Origin of the sequence: Synechocystis sp. FACHB-383 (assembly GCF_014698605.1) — a bacterium.
GTDB classification, from domain to species: domain Bacteria; phylum Cyanobacteriota; class Cyanobacteriia; order Cyanobacteriales; family Microcystaceae; genus Synechocystis; species Synechocystis salina.
On the sequence record NZ_JACJTJ010000052.1, the window covers coordinates 1 to 25,536 of the forward strand.

Sequence of the window (25,536 nt, forward strand, 5' to 3'; positions counted from 1 at the left end):
AATAAGCTATGTACACTGGCTAAGGGAGTTAGCACTAAGGTGATGAATTTGCTTTGCTATAGGGTTATTCTGCTTATTTTTCGGTGGCACATAAATACCATTCAACGTTTCTGCCTCTCTCGACCTTGGAAGATAATTGCTCTTAGTACTGTTTGTCGTATCCTAAATCTGCCTAGGCTTGACACAAACTCAGCCCCCCTAACGAGATATGCGGAGGGGAATTTCTTGGTGATCCTGGGGGGCACCCCAGAATTGTTCCAATGTTGGCCCGTTGCTGACTCGAAAGTCGCCGAAGAAGAAGTTCCACAACTCATGGGCTAAGACGCGTCGCCCCATACGCGTGAACCAATTCATGCCGTGGCGTGAAGCTCGGTTGGGCTGGAAAAAGGACCGCCATAACGCTACAGGACGGGTTTGCAAAATAATTTCAATGAACTTCACCCATAAAAAAATGCGCCAAGGAGGCATATAACGGGTTTCTAACACTTGATGCTTATAGTCCCACTTACTCTGATTGAGTTGAATGACCCGCCTTTCAGAAGCGATTCGATAATATCCAGTCCAGCGATGGGGCGTCACATACAACGACATAATTTGGTCTGGATCGTACCAAAGCAACTGTCTGAGGGCATGGATGAAGTCCCGGTCGGTGACCTCTTCAAAATCAGTTACCCAGGTAGCAAGGGAAAGAATGCCGTGTTGTCTCAGTAGGCGAATAGCTTCACGGTCGGTGGTTGTCTTACTTCCTTTTCGAATTTTTTTGAGTGTGGATTCATCGGTATTTTCCATACCCAACAAAAACCTCTCTACCCCTGCCTGGCGGTATAAATACAGGATATCTGCATCCCTTACAATGTCATCTGCACGGGTCGAACCGATAATGATCACCGGTAGGTTTTCGGCAATGATAGCTTCGCATAGTTCCCGCCACACTGCCTTATTGACTGTTGGATTTTCGTCGGCCAAGTTGAACAATTCGACGCCATGGGTTCGATGGAGCCAGGCGATTTCCTTGGCAAATTTCTTGGGGTCACGGTGTCGCCAGCGAGCCCAGAAACCCCTTTGTCCACAGTAATTGCATAGATGCGGGCACCCTCGGGAAAACTGCATAACAACGGCCTGCTTGCCACCGTAGTAGCTATATTTTTTTAGATCAACGAGTTCCCAACCAACTCGATAGGCATCTAAATCTTGAATCATCGGAGCAGGTGAGGTCTCAACAATCTGATCATGGGAACGGAAAGCAATGCCTTCTACGTTAGCAAGGTAATCGCCGTTCTCAATGGCAGCTATCAACCTAGGAACGGTGGCTTCGCCTTCGCCACGAACAATGACATCAATCTGGGGTTCTTGGGTGAGTATGTCGTGAAAATGATAGGTCGGAAAAACTCCACCGTAGACAATGATGAGGTTTGGTAATTCCCTGCGGAAGCGACGGGTCAATTCGACCACGATTGGATGAGCTGAGGTGGAACCGGAGTGGCCGATCAGGAGAATCTGGGGCTGGTGAGTAACAACTTTTCCAACAATCTCACCATGGGAAAGGGGGCCAAGTTCGGCATCAACCAGAGTGACATCATGGCCAGCATCCAATAAAGAACCGCCCACTAACAAAAGTCCGAGGGGGGGAAGTTGCTCCTGCGGAATACGGCTGCCAATAGCTGGATGTGGTGGATTGACAATGAGGATGCGCATGAAGGATTTGTGAGGACAATGGCAATAACATTAGTAAATTTGCTTGGCTGAATATACCCTTTCCGAGCCCACTGCTTGGCTGATATGGGAAAAACCCTCTGCCGCTAACTTTTCCCCCAAGCCCTGCAAGATATCCGGGACTACCCAGGGACCCCCATAAATCCAGCCCGTATAAAGCTGTAACAAACTAGCCCCTGCTTGAATTTTTTCCCAGGCATCCTCAGCGGTGAAAATGCCCCCCACGCCAATGATGGGAATGGTGCCGCCAGTTTGTTGATAAATATAGCGAATTACCTCTGTGGCCCGGTCTCGGATTGGTTGACCACTCAGTCCTCCGGCTTCCTCTTCTATGGGTTGACCGGTTTGGGGCAAAATTTTTGTCTTTAACCCCGATCGCCGGGTGCTGGTATTGGTGGCCACGATGCCCGCTAAGTTATGTTCTTTGACTAAATCAATGATGACGGCGATCGCCTCCCAGGAGAGATCCGGGGAAATTTTTACCAAAATCGGCTTTTGCCAATGATTCGCTGATTGCAAGCCAGCAAAAATGCGGGGCAACTCGTCAGACTCCTGCAAGCTGCGCAACCCAGGGGTGTTGGGAGAACTGACATTGACCACAAAATAATCCGCCAGCGGGGCTAAAGTTTGAAAGCTGAAAACGTAATCCTCCACCGCCTGGTCAAGGGGAGTAATTTTCGATTTACAGAGATTAATGCCGATGGGGATGGTGCGGGGATAGTACTCCCAGGTGCGTTTTAACTTCGCCGCCATGGCCACAGCACCCTCATTATTGGCCCCCAAACGATTCAGCACTGCTTGGTCTTGGGGTAAACGAAATAGACGAGGGCGGTCATTGCCCGGTTGGGCATATTTGGTCACAGCTCCCAATTCTGCAAAACCAAAACCCAATGCAGGCCAGACAGCGGCCGCCTCTCCCTCCTTATCACAGCCGGCGGAGAGACCGAGTACGTTGGGAAAATTTAAGCCCCAACAGCTTTGTTGTAAACGAAGGTCTGAATGGGTAAAAGCTTGTTCTAGTTGCTCCATGGCCACAGCAAAGCCATGGCGATGCATGGCATCCACCTTTTTTAAAGTTTGGATAAGGCGTTGATGCCCCCTTTCCGGATCATTTTTGGTGACGGATAAAATTAGGGGATACAGAGAACGGGCAAAACTTAACATAGGCCGGCAAAAGCAAATTTTGATCAGTCCATTGATCGAAAGAATCGGTATTTAAAAACTTGCCCTCCGGGATAGCTGTAGTTTTTCGTCAAATCATGGTCTGAAATGGAGAACTCAACATTGATTCTACCCCAGTGATCCATGAAGACAGGGACGAAACTAGTCATGGAATACCTGCCAAGGGTGGAAGAAAACTCCCTAGGGATCCTGGAGAACGAGGACACCATCACCCCCAAGCAAGCGACACACTTCAAGAATCCTAATCATAACTATCAAAACTATTGGGACTATACTAAGCAGGTAAATTTCATTACAATAATCGGCAAGCTTGCTGAGCTGAGACTCAGTTAATCATTTCAACCCTCCCAGCGGACGGCACCATGACTTCAGGCATTGATCTTCAGAATAGTTTTCTTCAGTCACTGCAAGGTTTCGGCCTGCCCCCAGGATTAGCGAAGCTGTTTTGGATTCCCCTCCCCTCGATTTTGATGATCATCGGAGCCACCGTGGGGGTGTTGGTGGTGGTATGGCTAGAAAGAAAAATTTCCGCCGCCGCTCAGCAAAGGATTGGTCCAGAATTCGCCGGTCCCTTGGGAGTGTTACAACCTGTGGCCGATGGCATCAAACTGGTGTTCAAAGAGGATGTGGTACCGGCCAAGGCAGACCCTTGGTTATTTACCATTGGCCCCGTGCTGGTGGTACTGCCGGTTTTTCTTTCCTATCTCATTGTGCCCTTCGGCCAGAACCTGGTCATCACCGACATTAACGTTGGTATTTTTCTCTGGATTGCCCTTTCCAGTATTGCGCCCATTGGGCTGTTGATGTCTGGTTACGCTTCCAACAATAAGTACTCCCTTTTGGGGGGGCTAAGGGCGGCGGCACAGTCCATTAGCTACGAAATTCCCCTATCCCTAGCAGTGTTGGCGATCGTGATGATGTCCAATAGCCTCAGCACCATCGACATTGTTGACCAACAGTCTGGCTACGGCATTTTGGGTTGGAACATTTGGCGTCAGCCGGTGGGCTTTCTAATTTTTTGGATTGCGGCCCTGGCAGAATGTGAACGTCTACCCTTTGACCTACCGGAAGCTGAAGAAGAATTGGTGGCGGGTTATCAGACCGAATATGCTGGGATGAAATTCGCCCTGTTCTACCTTGGTTCCTACGTCAATCTTGTACTTTCTGCCCTGGTATTTTCGGTACTTTATCTGGGCGGTTGGGACTTCCCCATTCCCTTGGAAAATGTGGCTAATTGGCTGGGGGTTGCTCCTACCACCTCTTGGTTACAGGTGCTAATGGCGGCCCTGGGCATCACCATGACGGTACTTAAGTCCTATTTTCTGATTTTCATTGCCATCCTACTGCGCTGGACTGTGCCCAGGGTGCGGATTGACCAGTTATTAAACCTAGGTTGGAAGTTTTTACTGCCCGTTGCCCTAGCAAACCTTCTAATTACCGCTGGACTGAAGTTGACCTTTCCCATGGCCTTTGGTGGTTAGTTTCAATGGGGCGGTGCAGATTAGCTTCGAGAGCGCCGATGTTTGCTTGATTCCGGCTTCTGACTTTTCGCCACCGTCTCCAGGTTTGTTCAACTTTTCACCCTCTACCTTTTTTCCCTTCTGAAAGCTATGTTCAACAATATTCTTAAGCAGGTTGGCGACTACGCTAAAGAGAGTTTGCAAGCGGCTAAGTACATCGGTCAGGGGTTAGCAGTTACCTTCGACCACATGAGTCGTCGGCCCGTCACAGTGCAATATCCCTACGAAAAGTTAATTCCTTCGGAACGGTTCCGGGGCAGAATTCACTTTGAGTTTGATAAATGTATTTCCTGTGAAGTTTGTGTGCGGGTTTGTCCCATTAACTTACCAGTGGTGGATTGGGAATTTAACAAGGCAGTTAAGAAAAAAGAACTCAAACATTACAGCATCGACTTCGGAGTTTGTATTTTTTGCGGCAACTGTGTGGAGTACTGTCCCACCAACTGTCTCTCCATGACGGAGGAATATGAGTTGGCGGCCTACGATCGCCATGATTTGAACTATGACAACGTCGCCCTGGGTAGGTTGCCCTATAAAGTAACTGAAGATCCGATGGTGACTCCCCTGCGGGAACTAGGCTATTTGCCCAAAGGAGTGCTAGAACCCCATGATTTACCCAAGGGCAGTCAACGGGCCGGACAACATCCGGAAGATTTGGTGAAAACGGAATAGATTTGTGCTTTATTCCTTTATTCTTTGGCTTTACCCGTTAAAGTAAACTCGTTGTGACCTGATTTTGCCCTTCCACTATCCGTACCTAGGAGATTAACCACTGTGAATTTAGCTGAAGGTGTTCAGTACATATCCTTCCTAATCTTGGCTTTTTTAGTCATTGGGGCGGCCCTGGGGGTCGTACTGCTCTCTAATATTGTTTATTCCGCCTTCCTGTTGGGGGGAGTCTTCCTCAGTATTTCGGGTATTTATATCCTGCTCAATGCGGATTTTGTGGCGGCGGCCCAAGTCCTGGTTTATGTGGGAGCGGTCAGCGTACTTATTCTTTTCGCCATTATGTTGGTCAATAAACGGGAAGATTTTTCCAAAATTCCCGGTCGTTGGCTGAGAAATTTATCCACCGCCCTGGTCTGTACCGGCATCTTTGCTTTGTTGAGCACCATGGTGTTAATTACTCCTTGGCAGATTAATGAAACGGGACCTTTTGTGGAAAACACCCTGGTCACCATTGGGAAACACTTTTTTAGTGATTACCTCCTGCCCTTCGAGTTGGCTTCCGTTCTGTTGTTGATGGCTATGGTGGGGGCAATTATCTTGGCCCGTCGGGACTTAATTCCCGAACTATCCCAGGAAGATAAAACCGCCACTGCTCTCACTTTGCCGGAGCGTCCCCGTGAGTTAACTTCCGCCTCCAAATAGGCATTGCCTAACCAAGGTTAGTGGGAGTTTTTTGAACCTTTGCCGGTTGATTGGGCAAAAATCTCCCCATCTAAGCCAATTTTATTGATTAACCCTAGTTAAATTTTCCTGACCCCACCATGCATTTGCAACTCCAATATTGTTTGATTCTAGCGGCCGCCCTGTTTTGCATTGGCATTTATGGTCTCATCACTAGCCGTAATGCCGTGCGGGTGTTGATGTCCATTGAACTGTTGCTGAACGCAGTTAACCTCAACTTGATGGGCTTTTCCAATTACCTTGATCCCAGCAACATTCGGGGTCAAGTGTTTGCCATTTTTGTCATTACCATTGCCGCCGCTGAAGCCGCCGTGGGTCTGGCGATCGTGCTAGCTATTTACCGCAACCGAGAAACAACCGATATGGAGCAATTCAATCTGCTGAAATGGTAATACTACTGTGTGGATTTAGACTCCAGATTGATTGGGAGAATAGAACATTTTTTCGTACTGCTCATTGGTTATGGTTTGAAATCCACAAAAGGTCTTAACAACCCAATTACCTAACCAGATCACCCCACTTAAGCTTTGGCAAAAGGTGGGGATTTTTTATGCAAAATCTCTTCTTTCCGGCAGTCCTAAAGTCATAAACAATTTGTCCAAATCAAAACCCCTGGAATTTTGACAGAACCAGGGGCAATGGGGGTTATTAACATTAGCCAAGCATTTTTAGCCTTTCCTGGAGCATCTGTCGTTGAACGGCGGCGGCGTTGAGGGATTCCCGAGCTCCGGCAATTACCTCCTCCGGTGCTTTATTGACAAAACCGGGATTGCCAAGACGTTTTTCGATGCTTTCATATTCTTTGCTGACTTTGTCTAAGGTTTTTTTGATTTTACTGCGGAGAATATCCAGATCCACCAGCCCCGAGAGGGGAATCAATACCTGGACTGTATCCACCACCCCGGCGATGCCGGAGGCACACTTCGTGCCCGCCTGGGTTTGTTCTGGGGGTAGTTGGGGCACAACCTGGAGATTCTCCACTTTGCCGATGTCACGAATATAGATTTCCCCCAGTTGCAGGGTTTGTCGTTCCTGGTCATTTTCACTTTGGAGGATAACTGTGACCATGGCCCCTGGTTTAATGCCCGCTTCCGCCCGGAGATTACGAATGGTACGTAAAGTGTTGATCAACAGATCAAACTGAGTTTCCAAACCCGGATCAATCAGAGACTGGTTAACCAACGGGTAGGCCTGCAATGCGAGAAATTCCCCCTCGGCTTGGTGGAGAGTTTGCCAGAGCTCTTCGGTAATGTGGGGCATAAAGGGATGGAGCAGCTTAATAATGCTGTCCAACGTCTGGGCCAAAACTTGACGAGCCACCAATTGACGCTGGGTGCCAGTTTCTCCCCCTTCCTTATTCCAAAGCCTGGGTTTAGCCAGTTCAATGTACCAGTCACAGAAGTCTCCCCAAATGAACTCGTACAAGCCCTTTGCCGCTTCCCCTAGGCCGTAGTTTTCTATTTGTTCTCTGGTCTGCTCAATAACTCGGTTGAGACGGGACACAATCCAACGGTCTGCCAATTCCAGGCTTTCCACAGGGGCGAGGCCCAACTGTGCTGGGGTTTTTCCATCCAGGTTCATCATCACAAACCGGGCTGCATTCCACAGTTTATTGGCAAAGTTACGGGACGCTTCCACCGACTCCGATTCGTCTTTTTGGCGATCGTATTGCAGACTAATGTCCTGTCCGGCCCCAGCCACTTCTCGAATTAGGGTATAGCGTAGGGCGTCGGTGCCATATTTATTGATTAACAACAGGGGATCAATGCCATTGTTGGCAGACTTAGACATCTTCTTACCATTTTCGTCCCGCACTAGCCCGTGGATATACACATCCTTAAAGGGCATCTGGCCAGTAAAGTGTCCTGCCATCATGGTCATCCTGGCTACCCAGAAAAAGATAATGTCAAAACCCGTTACTAGGGTACTGGTGGGGTAATACTTAGCCAGGTCTTCTGTTTGTTGGGGCCAACCCATGGTGGAAAAGGGCCATAGCCCCGAAGAAAACCAAGTGTCTAACACATCGGGGTCTTGTTGTAATTGTACCGTCGGGCCATATTCTGCTTCCGCTTTGGCCAGGGCTTCGGTTTCGTCATAGGCCACAATAAAAGGGGTATTATCAGCAATTTCCCCATTGGTTTCACTGACAACGTACCAGGCAGGGATTTGATGGCCCCACCACAGTTGCCGGGAAATACACCAGTCTTGAAGTTTGACTAACCAATCTCGGTAAACTTTGCCCCAGCGTTCCGGCACAAAATTCGGGGATTGCTCTTCGTCTAGGCAACGCAACGCATTTTGGGCCAGGCTTTCAATTTTGACAAACCATTGAGTGGATAACAACGGCTCTACCGGCACTTTACCTCTGTCACTGTAGGGGACGGAATGACGATAGGGTTCAATTTTGACCAGAAACCCCTGGGCTTCTAGTGCTTTAACCACATTTTGGCGGGCTTCAAAGCGGTCCTGGCCAGCAAAATCCCCACCGTTCTCGTTGAGGGAACCGTCCTTATTGAGCAGATTAATAAAAGGTAGGTTGTGCCGTTGGCCCATGACAAAATCGTTGGGGTCGTGGGCGGGGGTTACTTTTACGCAGCCGGTGCCAAATTCTGGGTCCACCAATTCGTCGGCCACCACGGGGATCTCCCGGTTCGTTAAAGGCAGGGTGACAGTTTTGCCCACCATGACGGCATAACGTTGATCATGGGGATTCACCGCCACTGCAGTGTCTCCCAGCATGGTTTCCGGCCGAGTCGTAGCCACCACCACTTCTCCACTGCCATCGGTGAGGGGATAACGGAAATACCAGAGATGACCATCCACCTCTTGGTTTTCCACTTCCAAATCCGACACCGCCGACTGGGAAGCCGGGCACCAGTTAACTAGATAATTACCCCGGTAAATTAGCCCCTCTTGGTAAAGCTGGATGAAAGCGGTCTTAACTGCTTGGGAAAGCCCTTCATCCATGGTGAACCGTTCCCTAGTCCAGTCTACGGAAACTCCCAAACGCCGCAGTTGGTTGACAATGGTACTGCCAGATTCTATTTTCCACTGCCAAGCCCGCTCCAAAAACTTTTCCCGCCCCAGGTCATGCCGGGTTTTTCCCTCTGCTTTTAACTGACGCTCCAAAATAGTTTGCACAGCAATGCTGGCATGATCCGTACCCGGTAACCATAGGGTGTTATCTCCCCGCATCCGGTGGTAACGCACTAAGGTATCAATGAGGGAACTCTCAAAGGCGTGGCCCATGTGCAAACTGCCCGTCACATTAGGGGGAGGAATCACCACACAATAGGGTTCTCCGGGGGCTTGGGGATCGGCTTGAAACGCATGACTTTCTTCCCAAGCTGTTTGCCATTTGGCTTCGGTCGCACTGGGATCGTATTGGGGAGGCAGGGAGGTGGTCATGGGGCGGAGTTCACTGTTAGGCCTTCATCATTTTGCCATAGGTTAGGAGGGGGCATTGGTGTTGTTAAGGTTGGGCCAGGGCAAATTTTCCCCATGGTTTTCTGCAATTTGATCCGAGAAGTTACGATGGTGGTCTGGGCCAATCTCAATTTTGGGCAAGGTTTTCGGTAACCGTTGGAATTCGGTCGAGTATCCAATTACTTTTTTTGCTATGACACATTCTTTGCAGTGGGTTAATGCCCTTTCTACCAGGCCATCCTTGGAGGGGGCATTGGATGAGGCGATCGCCAAGGTGAGTGGTCCAGGGCGGGGGGATTGGGATTTAGCAATTGTGTTCCTTTCTTCCAGCTTTGCTTCCGATGCAGCCCGGTTAATGCCCCTGGTGCAAGAAAAGTTGTCAGTGCCCAATGTGATTGGTTGTTTGGGGGGAGGCATCATTGGTATGGCAGACCCCGACGCGGTGCAGGAAGTGGAAGGAAAAGTGGCGCTGAGCTTAACGGTGGCCCGGTTGCCAGGGGTAAAGGTGACTCCGTTCTACGTCCATGGGAAAGAGTTACCGGATTTGGATGCGTCGCCCCAGAGTTGGGTGGATTTGGTCGGTGTTGATCCGGCCAGTGGGGCCGATTTCCTGATTTTGGCTGACCCGATGGCGGCGGGCATAACGGACTTTTTGGCGGGGCTGGATTTTGCCTATCCCCAGGCAAGGAAAGCGGGGGGCTTAGCCAGTGGAGAAAATGTTGCCATGGGGGGCAGTTTATTTTTGCAATCTCCCCACCATGCCAGTGGACGCTACGGGGAAGGTTTCATTGGGGTTGCTCTGGCGGGTAATATTCGCCTCGGTAGTGTGGTGGCCCAGGGCTGTCGACCCATCGGTGAACCGTTTGTGGTTAACCAGGGAGAACGAAACATCATCACAGAAATCGAAGGCAAGGATAAGGACAGTGGCACGGTGGTGTTGGAAAGTCCCCTGGCCAGTCTGCAAAAACTGATTCCCACCCTCAGCCCCAAGGATCAGGAATTGGCCCAAAGCTCTCTCTTTGTCGGTGTGGCCAACGATGAGTTTAAGCTGACTCTCCAACCGGGAGATTTTTTAATTCGTAATTTATTGGGGGTGGATCCCCGCCAGGGGGCGATCGCCATTGGAGACCGGGTGAGAAAAGGCCAGAGGTTACAATTCCATTTACGGGATCGGGAAACCTCCGCCGATGATCTAAGAATTTTGTTGCGTTATTACAATAACGGCGAACCAAGTCAGTCCCCTACCACGGCGATCGGGGCATTGATGTTTTCTTGCTTAGGCAGAGGATATGGGCTGTATGGCACCCCCAACTTTGACAGCCAGGTGTTTGGGCAATATTTTCCGGGAATAGCCCTAGGAGGTTTTTTCTGCAATGGTGAAATTGGCCAGGTGGGCAGTCAAACCTTTTTACATGGCTATACTTCTGCTTTCGCCATTGTCCATGCGGTGGATTTAACTACGTAGCCAGTCTTTGTTAGTTGGATTACATTATATCGACAATTCAAGAATAAATGATAGAAAGAACCCTATCTGGTCTACTCGTAGTGGGTCCACATTCGGTATATCTTGATCATTTTTTTCTGTTCTATGACTTCATATACCAATCGATGTTGCTTATTTATCCTTCTGCTAATTAGTCCTTTCATGTCTCCTTTAAGAAGCTCATATTCAGGAGGATATTGATAAGGATCTTCACGAATAATCTCAATTAGCTTGAGTGCTTTTGCCTTTAACCCGCCAGAGGCTAATTTTTTAGCATCTTTTTGTGCCTGTGTCATGAAAATCACCTTGTACATCACCAATCTAGCTTATCCAAAGTAATACCATTCTCTAACACTTCCTCTCTCGCTTCATTAATACTCTCAACCATGCCTTCAATGGATCTTAAGTAGTCATCATCACTAACATATTCGGACTCTTCTAGAATCCTTAATTCATGATCGGAAAAGTCTTTCAATAACGACATAAAACGATCATTAACACCGTCTTCTATTTTTAGGGTAATCGTTTTCATATTAGTGAAATTGCAAATATTATCTTTGATTCGTCTAGTTGTTGTCTAAGTTTTCATTGTATCTCAATCTCCAGCTTGCGCAAAGAATAAACGCCAGACAATGAGAACTTTTTAGTTTTCATTCCCAACTAGCAATTGCGATATTTGCTATCGTCCATGAAATGGAGTATTTAACCCCGATCGCCAAAGAGAATGGTGCCCAAACGGATCATGGTGGCCCCGGCGGCAACTGCCTCTGGGTAATCCCCGGACATGCCCATGGATAGTTCCGTTAATGACAGGTTAGATGTTTGACTAATCTCTGCGGCTAAATCTTTTAATTCTCCAAAGGTTTGTTGGCGATCGCCAGGGGCCAGACCGAGGGGCAAAATGGTCATTAATCCACAAATTTTCAGGTTGCGAAAAAACTCTATTTGGGGTAAATCAATACTTAATTCTTCCCTTGTCCAACCGGATTTATTCTCGTCGGGCAGTAACTTCACTTGCAACAATCCCTGGGGATGCTTACCTAATTCCTCGGCTATGCGGTTTAATTTCGCGGCGATCGGTAAATTATCAATGGAATGGATATAAGCAAAATTTTCCACCACCCGTCTGGCCTTGTTGCTTTGTAAACGACCAATAAAATGCCAGTTAATATCGGTGTAACTCCCCAGGGCTTCAATTTTTGATAACGCTTCCTGGATGCGACTTTCGGCAAAATCCCGGATACCCGCCCTGTAGGCCGCTTCAATATCGGCGATCGCCTTGGTTTTGGTCACCGCCACTAACCTTACACTAGGGGGGAGGGTGGTAATAATTTCTGAGTAAACGCTGGGGGAAAACATAGTCTAACTGCCGGGGGAAGGGGCTATACTGCCCTTGATCCTAAGGTGAATTGGGGAAACGGTGCTTAACCGAACCCACTGCGACGGTTTTCCCACTCAGGTACGTCTTAACATCTCGTTACAATTAATTCATGTTAAGCCTCAGTTTAGGGGGGCAATTGAATGAACAACAATATCCGCGTCGGCAGTCTCTTTGGTATTCCCTTTTACGTCAATCCATCCTGGTTTTTAATTTTGGGATTGGTGACCCTCAGCTATGGCCAAGACTTAGCCCGCTTTCCCCAACTGTCCGGTGGCATACCCTGGATTTTGGGATTAGTCACTGCCCTATTACTCTTCGCTTCGGTGGTGGCCCACGAATTAGGCCATAGTCTAGTGGCCATTGCCCAGGGCATTGAAGTAAAATCCATCACCTTGTTTCTTTTTGGTGGTCTAGCGAGTTTAGAAAAGGAATCCAATACTCCCTGGCAAGCTTTTGCCGTGGCGATCGCCGGGCCTGCGGTGAGTTTAGTGCTCTTTTTGGCTCTGACCATATTTGGTAGTCAAATTTCCCTTCCCCTCCCGGCCCAAGCCATTATTGGTTTGTTGGCAGCCATTAACCTTGCCCTCGCATTGTTTAACCTCATCCCCGGTTTACCCTTGGACGGTGGTAACGTGCTCAAATCCATCGTGTGGCAAATCACTGGCAATCAAAATAAAGGTATCCTCGTCGCTAGCCGGGTCGGCCAAGGTTTTGGTTGGTTGGCGATCGCCATCGGTAGCTTAGGCATTTTAAATATTCTGCCCATCGGTAGCTTCTGGACTATTCTGATCGGTTGGTTCCTGTTGCAAAATGCTGGTTCCTCCGCCCGCAATGCCCAGGTTAAAGATCAAATGGAAGCTTTCACTGCGGAAGATGCGGTCATTCCCAACAGCCCCATCATCCCTGCTGGGTTAAACATCCGGGAATTTGCCAACGAGTATGTGATTGGTAAAACCCCCTGGCGACGTTTCTTGATCATCGGTGCTGACAATCAACTGCTAGGGGTACTAGCCACGGAAGATATCAAACATGTGCCCACCTCCGATTGGCCCCACGCCACTGTGGACAGCCTGATGCAACATCCCCAACAGATGGTCACCGTTAACGCTAGCCAATCTTTGTTTGAAGTGGCCCAGTTGTTAGACCAGCAAAAACTGTCGGAACTGTTGGTGGTGCAATCCTCCGGGGAAGTGGTGGGATTATTGGAAAAAGCTTCCATTATCAAATGTCTGCAAACCTCTGCCGCGTAGACTTTGTTTTAAAAGCCCCCTGACTCCCCGAATTTGGGGGCAAAACAGGATTCACAGTCCCTCAATGTTGCCGGTAATTTAGTAGGTCAATGGAGGGAGAGAATAAAAACTCTCAACCAGGATTGGGATTAAGCATCCATAGCTTTTTCTCAATCTTTTTTAATGGTTGAATAGGGGATTATCTGGTGTTACCCAAGGGGGTAAAATTAGACCCAAACGTTACTCTTCTCTGGAATAGGATCTTTCCCCATGACCGTTGCCGCTGCCCCTGCTTTTTGCCAAGGAATTCGCTTTTTCGGTGAAAACCTGCCGGATTTTGATCGTTACGGCCAGGAAACGGCGATCGCCAGTGGGCAACAGTCCATCAACTCATCCAGTGATCCCCAGGCAGTTTATCAAACGTTATTGGCGGCGGATGCCCTGCGTTATTTGACCCTGCAAACTACGGCTAGCAAGGAATCAGGACACCCTGGTGGCTTTGCCAGTATTGCCGATGCGATCGCCTCCCTGGTGATGTTGGGCTACAAAAATACGGTGACGGAAGTAGGGCACCATGCCCCCGGTTTTTACAGCACTATGTTCTTGGATCGTTCCTTGGAAGCCATGGGGATTAATACAGTTCAAGAACTTGGCGATCGGTTCCGGGAAATGCACGGGCTCTTGGGTCACCTCTCAGGGCAAATTCCTGGTTTGTTAGCGCCAGCGGGGCCTCTGGGCCAGGGGCAACATTTCGCCATGGCCGGGGCCAAACTCCATCCTGGGACTCTCTTTCCTGTCACCATTGGGGATGGAGGCTTAGGGGAACCCTACATCATGAGTAGTTTTGGCCATTTCCACACGGCCTATCCCCAAGTTACGAATTTCCTCCCCATTTTGGTTTGGAACGGTTTTAGCCAAGAACACCACAGCATGGTTTCCACCCAAAGCAACGAAGCCATGGTTAATTATTGGCGGGGCAATGGTTTCAAAAATGTCATTTTAGTTAACGCCAAGGATTTTGACGACAGCAATCAGCCGGGGGATTTTGTTGACAGCACCAAGTTTTCTTTTCAACAACGCCTAGCCTTCACCCAAGCCGTATTGGAAGCCACTGACCAAGCAGCCCAGGCGGCTCTCAATGGCACATTAACTGTCCTGATTGTGAAGCAGTTAAAAGGGGCCGGGGTCCACAAATCAGGGGCCAAATCCCATAACCTTTACCCCGGCGACAGTTTAAACAAGGATTATATTGTCAGCGCTTTGCAAGAACGGGCTTTATCTCCAGACGCATGGCAGTTGGTGCGGACTAATTTTGAGCGTTCCCATGGTGGCCCGGCGGCCCAGACAGTGGTAACGGAATCGGTTCTGCCTCTGGCGGATTTAGGTACTCTGCCCCTGAAGGAATTTGCCTTAGAAGATAAACAGGTGGCCACCACGGCCATGGGGGAATTGGTGGTTCATGTAGGCAAACAGGATGCAAATTTTGTCGTTACCAATGCGGACGGTAATGCGGCCTCGGGCATTAACAACATCAACGTCGGGTTAAAAATTGTTCATCCTACGGTGGATCAAGATTATTTCCAGGGCCCCAACGGCCAAGTTTATGAACCCCTGAGTGAAGATGCCTGTGCTGGCCTGGCCGCCGCCCAAGCTTTATTTGGAGGCCGTACCCTCTGGTGTTCCTACGAATCCTTTGCTATCAATGGTTTACCCATTTGGCAGACTGTGACCCAAGCCATGGCAGAGTTACGTCGTCCCACCCCTTCCACCATCACCCTATTTACGGCGGGGGCTTTGGAGCAAGGACGCAATGGTTGGACCCACCAACGGCCCGAAATTGAAAATTATTTTGCCGCGATGATGCGCAATGGCAATATTTTTCCTCTCTTCCCCTGTGACGCTAACGGCATTCAGGTTTGTTATGACTGGGCCTTAACCACCAGCAATAAGGGTATTCCCATCACCGCCAGTAAGTCTCCCCTGCCCATCCGCACCACCTTGGAACAAAATCGCCAAGGTTTAGCTAAAGGCGGCATCCTACTCCACAGCAGTACCGGTTCCAAAACTGTGGTCTTTGCTGTGATTGGCGATATGACTTTAATTCCCGTCTTGGAAGCAGCTAGCCAATTGGAAAGTGAAGGTTATGGGGTGAAAGTGGTTTCCGTGATCAATCCCCGGCGCTTATACCGTCCCTATGATGTGCAATGGGAAGATTGTTCCGAGTCAGATGGTGGCTTTTTGAGCGATGCTGAATTTGCCGAACTGTTCGGTGGGGATGCGTTGATTGGGGTTACTGGCGGCAGTGGAGCCATGCTGGAACCGGTGATGCTCCGCAGTGCTTGCCCCAGGGATCTGTTTGCCTGGAAACGGGGGGAAACCACCGCTAGTGCTGGACAATTGATGGCCTATAACGGTTTAACAGCCCAGGCCTTCGGCGATCGGGCCAAGGCTTTGCTGGCCTAGGCTTAACCATCACTCGGTGAACTATCCACGCTAAATCTAAGACTACAGCGTAGGCTTCCTATCGGGAAACTTGCAAAGCAGTGGAAGTCTTGCGACCTTTACTACCTTGTCTGACAGTTTGGCCATAGGCGGAATACCCGGTTCTCGAGTTAAATGAGGCCAAAACCAGGTGCTCAATGGGGCGTAGGGCTGAGTTGGCTGAATAATTTTCACCCGTAGTCGCCACCGGAATGGAGCCTGTTCCACACTGGTCAGGGATAGGTTTCTCCTGTGTTGGCAGTCTTGGTTAAAGTAACAACATCTTTTTTTATAGGCAAAAAATATTACACATCTGTCACCACCGGCAACAGCGGTATAATCTAGCTTCTTCCTTGGTGCGTGTTTATGTCTGCTGAATCCCCTTTGTTATTGTTAGTTGATGGCCATTCCTTAGCATTCCGGGCTTACTATGCCTTTGGTCTGTCGAAAAAGGGCCCTCTGCGGACAACAGCGGGCATTCCCACCAGCGTCTGTTTTGGATTTTTAAATTCCCTCATGCAGGTGATGGAGTCCCAAAAACCAGCGGCGATCGCCATTGCCTTTGACCGCCGGGAACCCACCTTTCGCCATGAGGCCGACGTCGCCTATAAATCTAACCGTCAGGAAACCCCGGAGGATTTTGCTGAGGACTTAAGTTACCTCCAGCAATTGCTACAGGCCCTTAATTTACAAACCATTACCTATGCAGGCTATGAAGCCGACGACATTTTAGGTACATTAGCTCACCAGGGTAGTGACGCTGGCTATCGAGTTAAAATCCTCAGTGGCGATCGGGATTTGTTCCAACTGGTCACCCCAGAGCAAAATATTTCCGTTTTATACTTAACCCGTAATCCCTTTGCCAGTAATACTGGATATGACGAATTGGACTGGCAGGGAGTGGTGAACAAAATGGGGGTAACCCCCGCCCAAATTGTCGATTTTAAAGCTCTCTGTGGCGATAAATCCGATTGCATTCCGGGCATTAATGGCATTGGTGAAAAAACTGCCATTAAGCTTTTAGCTGAGTACGAAACCCTAGAGAAGGTATATGAAAACTTAGAACAGATTAAGGGCGCATTGAAAACGAAGTTAACCAATGGCAAAAATGATGCCATACACTCCCAAATGTTGGCTCGCATTGTCGTGGATATGCCCTTGGAGATAGGCTGGGAGGATTTGCAATTAACGGGATTTTCTACTGATCGCCTGGTGCCGCTGTTGGAAAAATTAGAGCTAAGGACTTTCATTGACAAAATTGCAACTTTCCACCGTGCTTTTGGGGATAAGTATGGACCAGTGCCGGTGGACAATGAAGTGGATAATAGCCCAAAGGATAACGCGGCTAAAACCAATCAAAATACTAAGGCAAAAGCAAAAATTAGCCAGGATGATTCCCAACAATTATCTTTGTTTGATGGCGTCCCCACCGTAACCCAAGAAGATGGTTTAATTACTATTCAATTACCAGAACAAATTCAGCCACAAATTATTACCACTATCCTGCAACTGCAAGCCCTGGTTGAGGAATTAAAAAATTATACAGATGCAAAGTTTCCCGTTGCCTGGGACACAGAAACCAACAGTTTAGATCCCCTGATGGCTAACTTAGTTGGCATTGGCTGTGCCTGGGGTCCAGAACCCCATCAAGTGGCCTATATTCCCCTAGGGCATCACCAAGGGGAACAGTTATCCCTCGACATAGTTAAAGATCTTTTAGGGGAAGTTTTGAGCAATACCACCTACCCCAAAGTCTTACAAAATGCCAAATTTGATCGGCGGGTTTTGACCCACCATGGCATGGAGTTGGGGGGCGTAGTGTTGGACACCATGCTAGCTAGCTACGTGCTTCAACCGGAGGAGACCCATAATTTAACCGATCTTTGCCGTCGTTATAACCTCGGTTTAGTGGCCCTGAGCTATAAAGATTTGGGCTTGAAAAAAGACCAGACTATTGCCGATTTACCCCTAGAGACAGCGGGACAATATTGCGGTTTAGATTGCTATGCTACCTATTTATTGGCAGAAAAACTACAACAAGAACTAGATGATTATCCCGAACTTGCAACTATTGTGAGGGACATTGAACAGCCTCTAGAAAAAATCCTAGCGGCCATGGAAGATAGGGGGATTCGCATTGATTGCGATTATTTACAAACCCTGTCGGAACAGTTAGCAGATAATTTACTCACCATTGAAACCACGGCCTATGAAGCAGCGGGGGAAAGTTTTAATCTCAGTTCTCCCAAACAATTGGGCAGTATTTTGTTCGATAAGTTGGGACTAGACCGCAAAAAATCCCGCAAAACTAAAACTGGTTATTCCACAGACCATGCCACCCTCGAAAAACTCCAGGGAGACCACCCCATCATTGATGCAATTCTGGAACACCGCACCTTAGCTAAATTAAAGTCCACCTATGTGGATGCCTTACCGGAATTGGTTAATCCCCACACTAAACGTATTCACACCGATTTTAACCAGGCTATTACTTCCACTGGGCGGTTATCTTCTTCCAACCCTAACTTACAAAATATTCCCATCCGTTCTGATTTTTCCCGACAGATTCGCCGGGCCTTTTTGCCCCAGGAAAATTGGCTTTTGGTGTCGGCGGATTACTCCCAAATTGAATTGCGTATCCTGGCCCACCTCTCCCAAGAACCGGTGTTACTACAGGCCTATGGCGATCGCCAGGATGTCCATGCCGTGACGGCTAAGTTGCTTTTTGGTAAAGAGGACATTACCCCAGCGGAAAGGAATTTGGGTAAAACAATTAATTTTGGCGTCATTTATGGCATGGGGGCCCAGCGCTTTGCTCGGGAAACGGGGATTTCCGCAGTGGAAGGCCGGGAATTTATTGATCGTTACCACCGCACCTATGCCCAAGTTTTTGATTACCTGGAAACCATGAAGCTAGAGGCGATCGCCAAAGGTTATGTGACTACCATTGTGGGCAGAAGACGTTACTTTAACTTTGTCACCGACGCCCTACGACGACTGAGGGGAAAAACGGTGACGGAGCTAGATTTAGCTGGCATCAAAATGAACTATAACGACGCCCAGCTTCTGCGATCAGCGGCAAATGCCCCCATCCAAGGTTCCAGTGCCGATATTATCAAAATTGCCATGGTTAAACTGGCGGATCTGCTAGAAAACTACCAAACCCGCATGTTACTCCAGGTCCATGATGAACTAATTTTTGAAATGCCCCTGGAGGAGTGGGAAGAGCTATCTCCCCTAATCCAACACACCATGGAGCAGGCCCTAACCCTATCGGTGCCTTTAGTGGTGGAAATGCATCGGGGTAGTAATTGGATGGAAGCTAAGTAACTTTTGCTATTCAATGGTCTTGGGGGGACAGTGAACCCATGACCGTTAGAAAATTTGACTTTTGCCAAATATCTTCACAGAGTAAGTTTTGCCGAAAGTTAACAAATTCCAGGCAGGGTCTTAATTATTCTTAAAAATTGGATTTTGACAAATTTGGTAGCAAGAGCAAAAACCAGTGTGATAATGGCGACACTAGGTTCAGCAAAAGGCCGATTTTGCCCCCAATCTAGCGCCTTGTCTTGAGAACAAAAAATAGTAATCTCTGCTGTTTATCTATGTCTATGAATTTTCTTGCCGGTCTTCCTAAGACTAAGCTTTTTGGCCGCTTGACTGATGGTTTGTTGGGCAAAGCTGTACTGGCTCTGGCCCTGGTTTTATTGATGGCTTTTCCCACTTGGGCATTATTAAACAACGCTATTAAAAGTAGCTTGTTGCTCGACTCCCAAATGAACGTTTACTACGCCAAATCCCTGGAGCGCTACACCGGGGAATTTAGGGCAAAGCATCCCATTATTCTCGGTTTATTTAGTAACGAGGGGGGAGATTTTTATCTGTATATGCCTGGTCAAAGTAGCCCTATTCAAGCTCCACCCGTGCCCGTGCAATACCAAGTGGTAAAAGGTATTTCCCATAGCGCCATGGCCATTTATGCCATTCTCCAGCCCTATTTTGCCACTGCCGACAATGCCCCCGTGGCCGGAGATGGTTGGAAAGGAGAATTGACTGCCTACCGTACAGAACAGGCTAACACCTTGGCCCAGGCGGATCAGTTGGGTTTGGAGCCGGATGCTTTAGGCGCAGTCAAGGCCATTTTGACCAATAACATTAGTTTCATTGATGAAACCTTGGCCGCTGGGGTGATCGATCGCCAGAAGATCAATGCTTGGATTAAGGAAGTAGTGCCCCATTTCACCACAACCATCAGCACCGCCGCCACCTACCAGGTAGACCACTGGATGGAAGTCATGGCGGAATGGAAAAAAATGATCGGTGACCAGTGGGATCAAACCTTTGGGGTCACCAATACCCTTTATGTAACCCGCACCAACAATATTTTATTTACCCTGATGGCCCAATTCTTTGGCAAAGAAGCCATCAACGATCGCCTGCTACTGTTTGAAACCACCGAGTTCACCACCAAACCGGACACGATGTTGTCTTTAGTAACCAGAATTGTCAAAGACCGGGAATTGGGTCTAGCTTTCTTTGACGATTACTTTCTTATGGACGTAGAACTGCTCAGCACCGGAGCTCGCCAGGCGATCGCCAAACAGGATGGTGCCAGAACTCCCATGGCCGCGTCCCAAGGTTCCTATGCTGTGGGCCCAGCCCATGCCCGCATTCGTGCCTACGACGAAGCCAACGGCATTACTCCCATGTTGCCCCCCTTAGCGCCCTTCCACTCCCAGGAATGGCCCTGGCGCACCGTGGCCAGTGAGGGAGAAGGGCCAGAAACTTTGCAGGAAGCTTTGGATCAGAAGTAAATTCCAATAATTTTTCACCACTCTTAACTATTTCATGCCATGGAGATTGTGCCGTCTTTCTCCATGGTTGTATTTTTAGCCCTTTCCTGATTGGTGTGTAGGATTTAGGTTCAATCATGGTTACCCAATATTTTTTGCAAAACCCCTGTTGCCCGTTGCTAAAAGTAAATTTAATGGCCTGGATTTTGGCCATTGCCCCAGGAATTTTTATGGGCTCCCAATCAATAGTTTGGGCTGGGACTATTTCCAATGGGGAGAAGGAAATATCAACATTGTCCGCCTTACCATTCATTCATAATCAAAAACAAAAACTAGAAATATTTCTTGACCAAACATCAGATTTTCAGCTTTCTGAAAGCCATGAAATTGATCGTTTAACAGTTTTAACTCCAGCGATGATCAAGCAGTGGTCAGAAGATTCCCTTGATTATGACAATTTAGTAGCAGACGATTTTATTGTTCCAGAAGAAATATCTAGCTCCACCAACCCATTAGAAACTCTAAAACCAGCCCATAGCAAAAGCCCCAGGAAAATCATGGTGGGCATCAGTGGTAACCCGGCCGCATCCAACATGTTGGTGGGCACTGGAGAATTGGGTCGTTGGTTGGGATTGCCCGAAGATAGCCCCTTGCGCCTTGGCGGTATTTTTATGGGTAATATCAGCCAGCAAATTTCCGGCGGCAATCAACCTGGTTCCACTGATTTGAATGGAGCCTTAATTTTAGGTTTGGGAATAGATTTGGAAAAGGCAGTGGGTTGGAAAAATGCCTTTTTTGAAGTGGAAGGTTTGCAATATAACGGTCAACCGGTGAACTTGGCAGCGGGATCTGTCCAGGGCTATAACTCCATCGAAGCCGGCCCCCCATTAAATCGAACAGAATTGTATCAACTATGGCTCAATCAAACCTTTCTCGATGATCGCCTTTCTTTTCGGGTTGGTAAACTGATTCCTTCGATGAATTTTGGCTACGTGGGACGGCCCTTTGTTACTCAAACCGATCCGCAATTATTCACCTCCACCACTGGTTTACTTTATACTCCAGTTTTTGTCGGCCCTGCCATGTTGGGTTTTATTCCTGGTTACTATAATTCCGCCTTTGGTTTATATGGTGCTTGGAAATCCTGGGGCGGCCCTGGCGATAATCCTGCTACCCCCAATGGTTGGTATGGCCAAGCTGGTATTTACGATGGTAGGGGAGCGCAAGGAGTACAGACTGGATTGGTTTGGCCCAACTTTTCTGGCCCCCTATTCAAAGTGGCGGAAATCGGGGGAACCTGGACTCCCTACGCTGATGCGCCAGAAGTCGGTTGGGGGAGTGTGGCAGTGGGAGGATGGCGACAGAGCGGCCCGCTGACGGCCCCTGGGGGAGCATTTGAATCCCAAACTGGGGGCATGTATGCCTACTTAGTCCAAAAGCTAGGCAAATTTCGAGAGACTAAAGACCAAAATGGCGTTGTTGGTTTTGTCCAAGGTGGCTGGAACAGTTCCAGTACGGCCCTGATGCACAGTTCCTTTGGTTTCGGTCTAACCTTTATTGCCCCCTTTGGCGATCGCCCGTTGGATAGTTACGGCTTTGGGTTTTCCTGGGCCAGATTAAATGCAAATCCCCTGGCAGGCTATGGCTTTAACAGCTATGAAACGATGTTGCAGTTCTATGCCCAGTACCATTTGGTGGGCAATTTATTCATCCAACCCGTGCTAACGGTGTTGCCTACCCCCGGCGTGATGGGGGCAACGGGGCCCAGCATCAGTGGCACAGTACAACTCACTTTCCCTTTCTAGAAAATTGGGCTACCTATTCCGACTGGGAATCGGCAGGGTTAGATTCTGATTTTCCACTTTCCCCCTCCAGAGTTGATGGAGATTCTGTCAGGTTTTCCGGGGGGGTAAATTGAGGTGGTTCTCCGTCATCGCCCGTATTAATTTTCGGGATAAAACCTGGCCTCCGGGACCGTTCCCATCCCACCGGCCGCTTGGAGTTATACCAGGCCACCAAACCGATGGATACCGCCGCCACTAAGCCCACCACATACACCGCCACAAAATAGGTGGGAAACGTGCCAGCAACCGCCAGGATGGGTAGAGCAAACATATTTTTTAGGAAATAATGGTCGGGGGAATAACGAACCCAATCTTAACAAAAATTGTTATCGGGGCAATGGCTGACCCTGGGGTGATTTCAGACATTGAATAGCTAATTTTTGGCTTTTTTTTGCATTTGGTAACCAATTTAGCAATCCGATCCCCGGGGGGGTGGCCTATGATAAAGTGCCAGATGTGGAGTAAGATTAGTGCCGGCCACACCATATCTGTGGCTTAATTTATCTAAGCTCTGACCTCGGGCCCTTGACCCTACCGGTTTGTTCCGCTACCCTACGAAGTCCCCCTGACTGTCTTTTTCTATGCACCCCACCCTCATCAGCGCCCCCACCAGCCCCACCGCCAATGACACCCATACCGGCACCAGCCAGGGATCACACCAGGGACATCGCATACAAGTGATCCGTCGCGATGGCTCCTCAACGCCCCTCAACATTGGTAAAATTCGGGCGGTGGTGGACTGGGCCTGTCTTGGGTTGGAAGTGAACTCCATTGCCCTTGAGGCTGGTTTAACTACCCGTCTGAGGGAGGGCATTAGCACTAGGGAAATTCAAGATAACTTAATTAGCTGTGCTTTGGAAATGTGCAGTCCCAACGAACCAGACTGGCGCTATGTGGCTGGTCGTTTGCATGTTTGGAGCTTGTGGAAAGATACCCTGGTGCGGCGGGGATACCAATATGGGCAGTATCTGCGCACGGTGCAAACCAAGGTCGCCAATGGGGAGTATGACTCCCGCATCTTGACCTACACCGAGGCGGAATTGCAGGAAGCGGGCTGTTGGATTAACTCTGACTGGGATACGGATTACGACTATGCCGGGGCGGTATTGCTGACCAGTCGCTACCTCTTGCCCAATGAGTTACCCCAGGAAGCTTTGCTGACCTGTGCTTTGTTGTTGGCTTCGGTGGAAGCTCCCGATCGCCGTTTGCAATGGGCCCGGAGATTTTACGAATCCATTGCTGCCCGCCGCATTTCTTTAGCTACCCCCATCCTGGCGAATTTGCGGGTTCCTGGGGGGTCCCTCACTTCCTGCTTCATTGTGGCCATGGAAGACAATTTGGAAAGCATTTTTGGTGAAATTACCAATGCGGCCAGAATTTCCAAAAATGGTGGTGGGGTAGGGGTGAATGTTTCCCGCATCCGGGCCACCGGCAGTTGGGTGATGGGTAAGCCCAACGCTTCCGGGGGGGTAATTCCCTGGACAAAATTGCTCAACGATACGGCGATCGCCGTTAATCAAGGGGGGCGTCGGGCCGGGGCCGTCACAGTGGGGCTAGATGTGTGGCATTTGGATGTGCCGGAATTCCTGGAAATGCAGGCGGAAAATGGCGACCAACGGCGTAAAGCCTATGATATTTTTCCCCAACTAATCCTGCCCGATGAATTTATGCGGCGGGTCATTAACAAAGAAGATTGGACGTTGGTGGACCCCTACGAAGTCAGGGAAAAAATGGGCATTGAGTTGGCTGAGCTCTGGGGCGATCAGTTCACAGAAGTCTACCGTTCTATCGAAGCGGCCTTGGGAGAAACCATTACCCTCTACAAACGCATTAATGCCCGGGAATTGTTTAAGCAGGTAATGCGTACCCAGGTGGAAACCGGGATGCCCTATCTTTCTTTTAAGGACACCATCAACAAAGCCAATCCTAATAAACACCAGGGCTACATCCCCGGCACCAATCTCTGTTGTGAAAGCTTTAGTAACGTCACCCCAGGGCAGGATGCCCATTGTTGTAACCTAGTCAGCCTTAACTTGGCCAATCTCGACCTCCAGGACATTGCCGGGGTTAGTCAAATTGCCGTGCGGATGCTGGACAACACCATCGAATTGACCGCGCCTCCCTTTGCCGATGCTAAGAGTCATAACCATAAATACCGCACCATTGGGGTGGGGGCCATGGGTCTAGCCGACTGGTTAGCCAAACGTCGCCTCAATTACGACCAATTGGCTGATATCAACCGTTTATTTGAAGAAATTGGTTATTGGTGTACCCAATCCTCCATGGAACTAGCCAAGGAACGGGGAGCCTACCCCGCCTTTGCCGGCAGTGATTGGCAAAAAGGCCTATTGATTGGCTCGAAGCCCGTTAGTTGGTTCCAAACCAATGCGGCTAAACCGGAACGGTGGGAAAAACTCTCCAACGACATCCAAACCCACGGCATTCGCAACTCCCACATCACGGCGATCGCCCCCAATACTTCTTCTTCCCTAGTGCAGGGTTGCACCGCCAGTATTTTGCCGGTCTATAGCCGTTTCTTTTACGACAAATGGGCCAAAGGCACCGTTCCCATTGCGCCCCCTTTCATTGGCAACTGTTTCTGGTTCTATCCTGAGAACAAAACCATGGACCAGCGCAAAGTGGTACAAGCAGTGGCTGCCATCCAGCAATGGATTGATACGGGTATTTCCATGGAGCTACTTTTCAACCTCAATGCGGGCATTTATTTTCCCGAGGAACCGGAAAGGAGCCTCAATGCCAAAGACATTTTTGACACCCTGGTAATGGCTTGGGAGGCCGGTTGTAAAGCCATTTACTATATCCGCACTGTGCAAAAGGATGACTTTAAGGATTCCTCCGATGGCTGTGTCGCCTGTGCTAATTAGGCGACTTAAAAGCTTGTTTGCTAACTCTAAAAATGAGACTAAATCTTCCTTGACAATCCTTAAATACCTTACAAGGGCAGGATTGCTAACAAAACTCTTTTAAAAGGGGAATTTTGGCAGATTTTCTCTTTATAGTCTTACTTTTTAAATGTCACCCTAAATGTCGGGCGAGAAAGACTAGTTTCCTCT

The 25,536-nt window shown here is 48.8% G+C and carries 17 protein-coding genes and 1 pseudogene; 11 read left to right on the forward strand and 7 right to left on the reverse strand.

The window, feature by feature from the left end; genetic code table 11:
- Positions 1-198 precede the first annotated feature (198 nt).
- Positions 199-1,695: a magnesium-protoporphyrin IX monomethyl ester anaerobic oxidative cyclase gene (gene bchE, locus H6G45_RS16500; protein ID WP_190599492.1), complete on the reverse strand. Its 1,497-nt coding sequence runs from the start codon at positions 1,693-1,695 to the stop codon at positions 199-201.
- Between the two features lie 30 nt (positions 1,696-1,725).
- Positions 1,726-2,877, reverse strand: a complete 1,152-nt coding sequence (locus H6G45_RS16505) for a quinone-dependent dihydroorotate dehydrogenase (protein WP_190599493.1) — start codon at positions 2,875-2,877, stop codon at positions 1,726-1,728.
- A gap of 380 nt (positions 2,878-3,257) precedes the next feature.
- Between H6G45_RS16505 and nuoH the strand changes: the two genes are divergently transcribed.
- The 4 genes from nuoH (at position 3,258) to nuoK (ending at position 6,217) form a co-directional block, all read left to right on the forward strand.
- Positions 3,258-4,376: an NADH-quinone oxidoreductase subunit NuoH gene (nuoH, locus tag H6G45_RS16510; protein ID WP_190599494.1), complete on the forward strand. Its 1,119-nt coding sequence runs from the start codon at positions 3,258-3,260 to the stop codon at positions 4,374-4,376.
- 129 nt (positions 4,377-4,505) lie between these two features.
- Positions 4,506-5,087 (forward strand): NAD(P)H-quinone oxidoreductase subunit I, encoded by a 582-nt coding sequence (gene ndhI, locus H6G45_RS16515; RefSeq protein ID WP_190599495.1) that lies wholly within the window; start codon positions 4,506-4,508, stop codon positions 5,085-5,087.
- Positions 5,088-5,189: 102 nt separating this feature from the next.
- Positions 5,190-5,786, forward strand: coding sequence for an NADH-quinone oxidoreductase subunit J (locus H6G45_RS16520; RefSeq protein WP_190599496.1), 597 nt, complete (start codon positions 5,190-5,192; stop codon positions 5,784-5,786).
- Positions 5,787-5,911: 125 nt separating this feature from the next.
- A complete protein-coding gene (gene nuoK, locus H6G45_RS16525; RefSeq protein ID WP_197525966.1) occupies positions 5,912-6,217 on the forward strand; it encodes an NADH-quinone oxidoreductase subunit NuoK in 306 nt (101 codons plus the stop codon).
- A 262-nt stretch (positions 6,218-6,479) separates the two neighbouring features.
- Here the strand turns inward: nuoK and valS are convergent, their stop codons facing one another.
- A complete protein-coding gene (valS, locus tag H6G45_RS16530; protein ID WP_190599497.1) occupies positions 6,480-9,233 on the reverse strand; it encodes a valine--tRNA ligase in 2,754 nt (917 codons plus the stop codon).
- A gap of 211 nt (positions 9,234-9,444) precedes the next feature.
- Here valS and H6G45_RS16535 point away from each other — a divergent pair, with 211 nt between their 5' ends.
- Complete coding sequence (locus H6G45_RS16535; protein WP_190599498.1) at positions 9,445-10,716, forward strand: FIST N-terminal domain-containing protein; 1,272 nt, start codon at positions 9,445-9,447, stop codon at positions 10,714-10,716.
- A 71-nt stretch (positions 10,717-10,787) separates the two neighbouring features.
- Here the strand turns inward: H6G45_RS16535 and H6G45_RS16540 are convergent, their stop codons facing one another.
- From H6G45_RS16540 to H6G45_RS16550, 3 genes are all read right to left on the reverse strand, one after another.
- A complete protein-coding gene (locus tag H6G45_RS16540; protein WP_347338287.1) occupies positions 10,788-11,051 on the reverse strand; it encodes a Txe/YoeB family addiction module toxin in 264 nt (87 codons plus the stop codon).
- The gene (locus H6G45_RS16545) at positions 11,048-11,266 is read right to left on the reverse strand and encodes a hypothetical protein (RefSeq protein ID WP_190599500.1); all 219 of its coding nucleotides are present in this window, start codon (positions 11,264-11,266) and stop codon (positions 11,048-11,050) included. Before H6G45_RS16545 ends, H6G45_RS16540 begins: the two co-directional genes overlap by 4 nt.
- A 170-nt stretch (positions 11,267-11,436) precedes the next feature.
- Positions 11,437-12,093: a YggS family pyridoxal phosphate-dependent enzyme gene (locus H6G45_RS16550; RefSeq protein WP_190599501.1), complete on the reverse strand. Its 657-nt coding sequence runs from the start codon at positions 12,091-12,093 to the stop codon at positions 11,437-11,439.
- 131 nt (positions 12,094-12,224) lie between these two features.
- Between H6G45_RS16550 and H6G45_RS16555 the strand changes: the two are divergent.
- The 5 genes and pseudogenes from H6G45_RS16555 to H6G45_RS16575 all read left to right on the forward strand — a co-directional run bounded on the left by H6G45_RS16555 (position 12,225) and on the right by H6G45_RS16575 (position 22,423).
- Positions 12,225-13,365 (forward strand): annotated as a pseudogene (locus H6G45_RS16555) (site-2 protease family protein).
- Positions 13,366-13,614: 249 nt separating this feature from the next.
- Complete coding sequence (locus H6G45_RS16560) at positions 13,615-15,807, forward strand: phosphoketolase (RefSeq protein ID WP_190599503.1); 2,193 nt, start codon at positions 13,615-13,617, stop codon at positions 15,805-15,807.
- Positions 15,808-16,185: 378 nt separating this feature from the next.
- Positions 16,186-19,155, forward strand: a complete 2,970-nt coding sequence (gene polA, locus H6G45_RS16565; protein ID WP_190599504.1) for a DNA polymerase I — start codon at positions 16,186-16,188, stop codon at positions 19,153-19,155.
- A gap of 281 nt (positions 19,156-19,436) precedes the next feature.
- The gene (locus H6G45_RS16570) at positions 19,437-20,639 is read left to right on the forward strand and encodes a hypothetical protein (protein WP_242018216.1); all 1,203 of its coding nucleotides are present in this window, start codon (positions 19,437-19,439) and stop codon (positions 20,637-20,639) included.
- 116 nt (positions 20,640-20,755) lie between these two features.
- Complete coding sequence (locus tag H6G45_RS16575) at positions 20,756-22,423, forward strand: carbohydrate porin (protein ID WP_190599506.1); 1,668 nt, start codon at positions 20,756-20,758, stop codon at positions 22,421-22,423.
- Between the two features lie 13 nt (positions 22,424-22,436).
- Here H6G45_RS16575 and H6G45_RS16580 read toward each other — a convergent pair whose 3' ends face one another.
- Complete coding sequence (locus tag H6G45_RS16580; protein ID WP_190599507.1) at positions 22,437-22,733, reverse strand: hypothetical protein; 297 nt, start codon at positions 22,731-22,733, stop codon at positions 22,437-22,439.
- Between the two features lie 310 nt (positions 22,734-23,043).
- Here H6G45_RS16580 and H6G45_RS16585 point away from each other — a divergent pair, with 310 nt between their 5' ends.
- On the forward strand, positions 23,044-25,347 hold the full coding sequence (locus H6G45_RS16585) for a ribonucleoside-diphosphate reductase subunit alpha (RefSeq protein ID WP_190599508.1): 2,304 nt from the start codon (positions 23,044-23,046) through the stop codon (positions 25,345-25,347).
- Positions 25,348-25,536 lie beyond the last annotated feature (189 nt).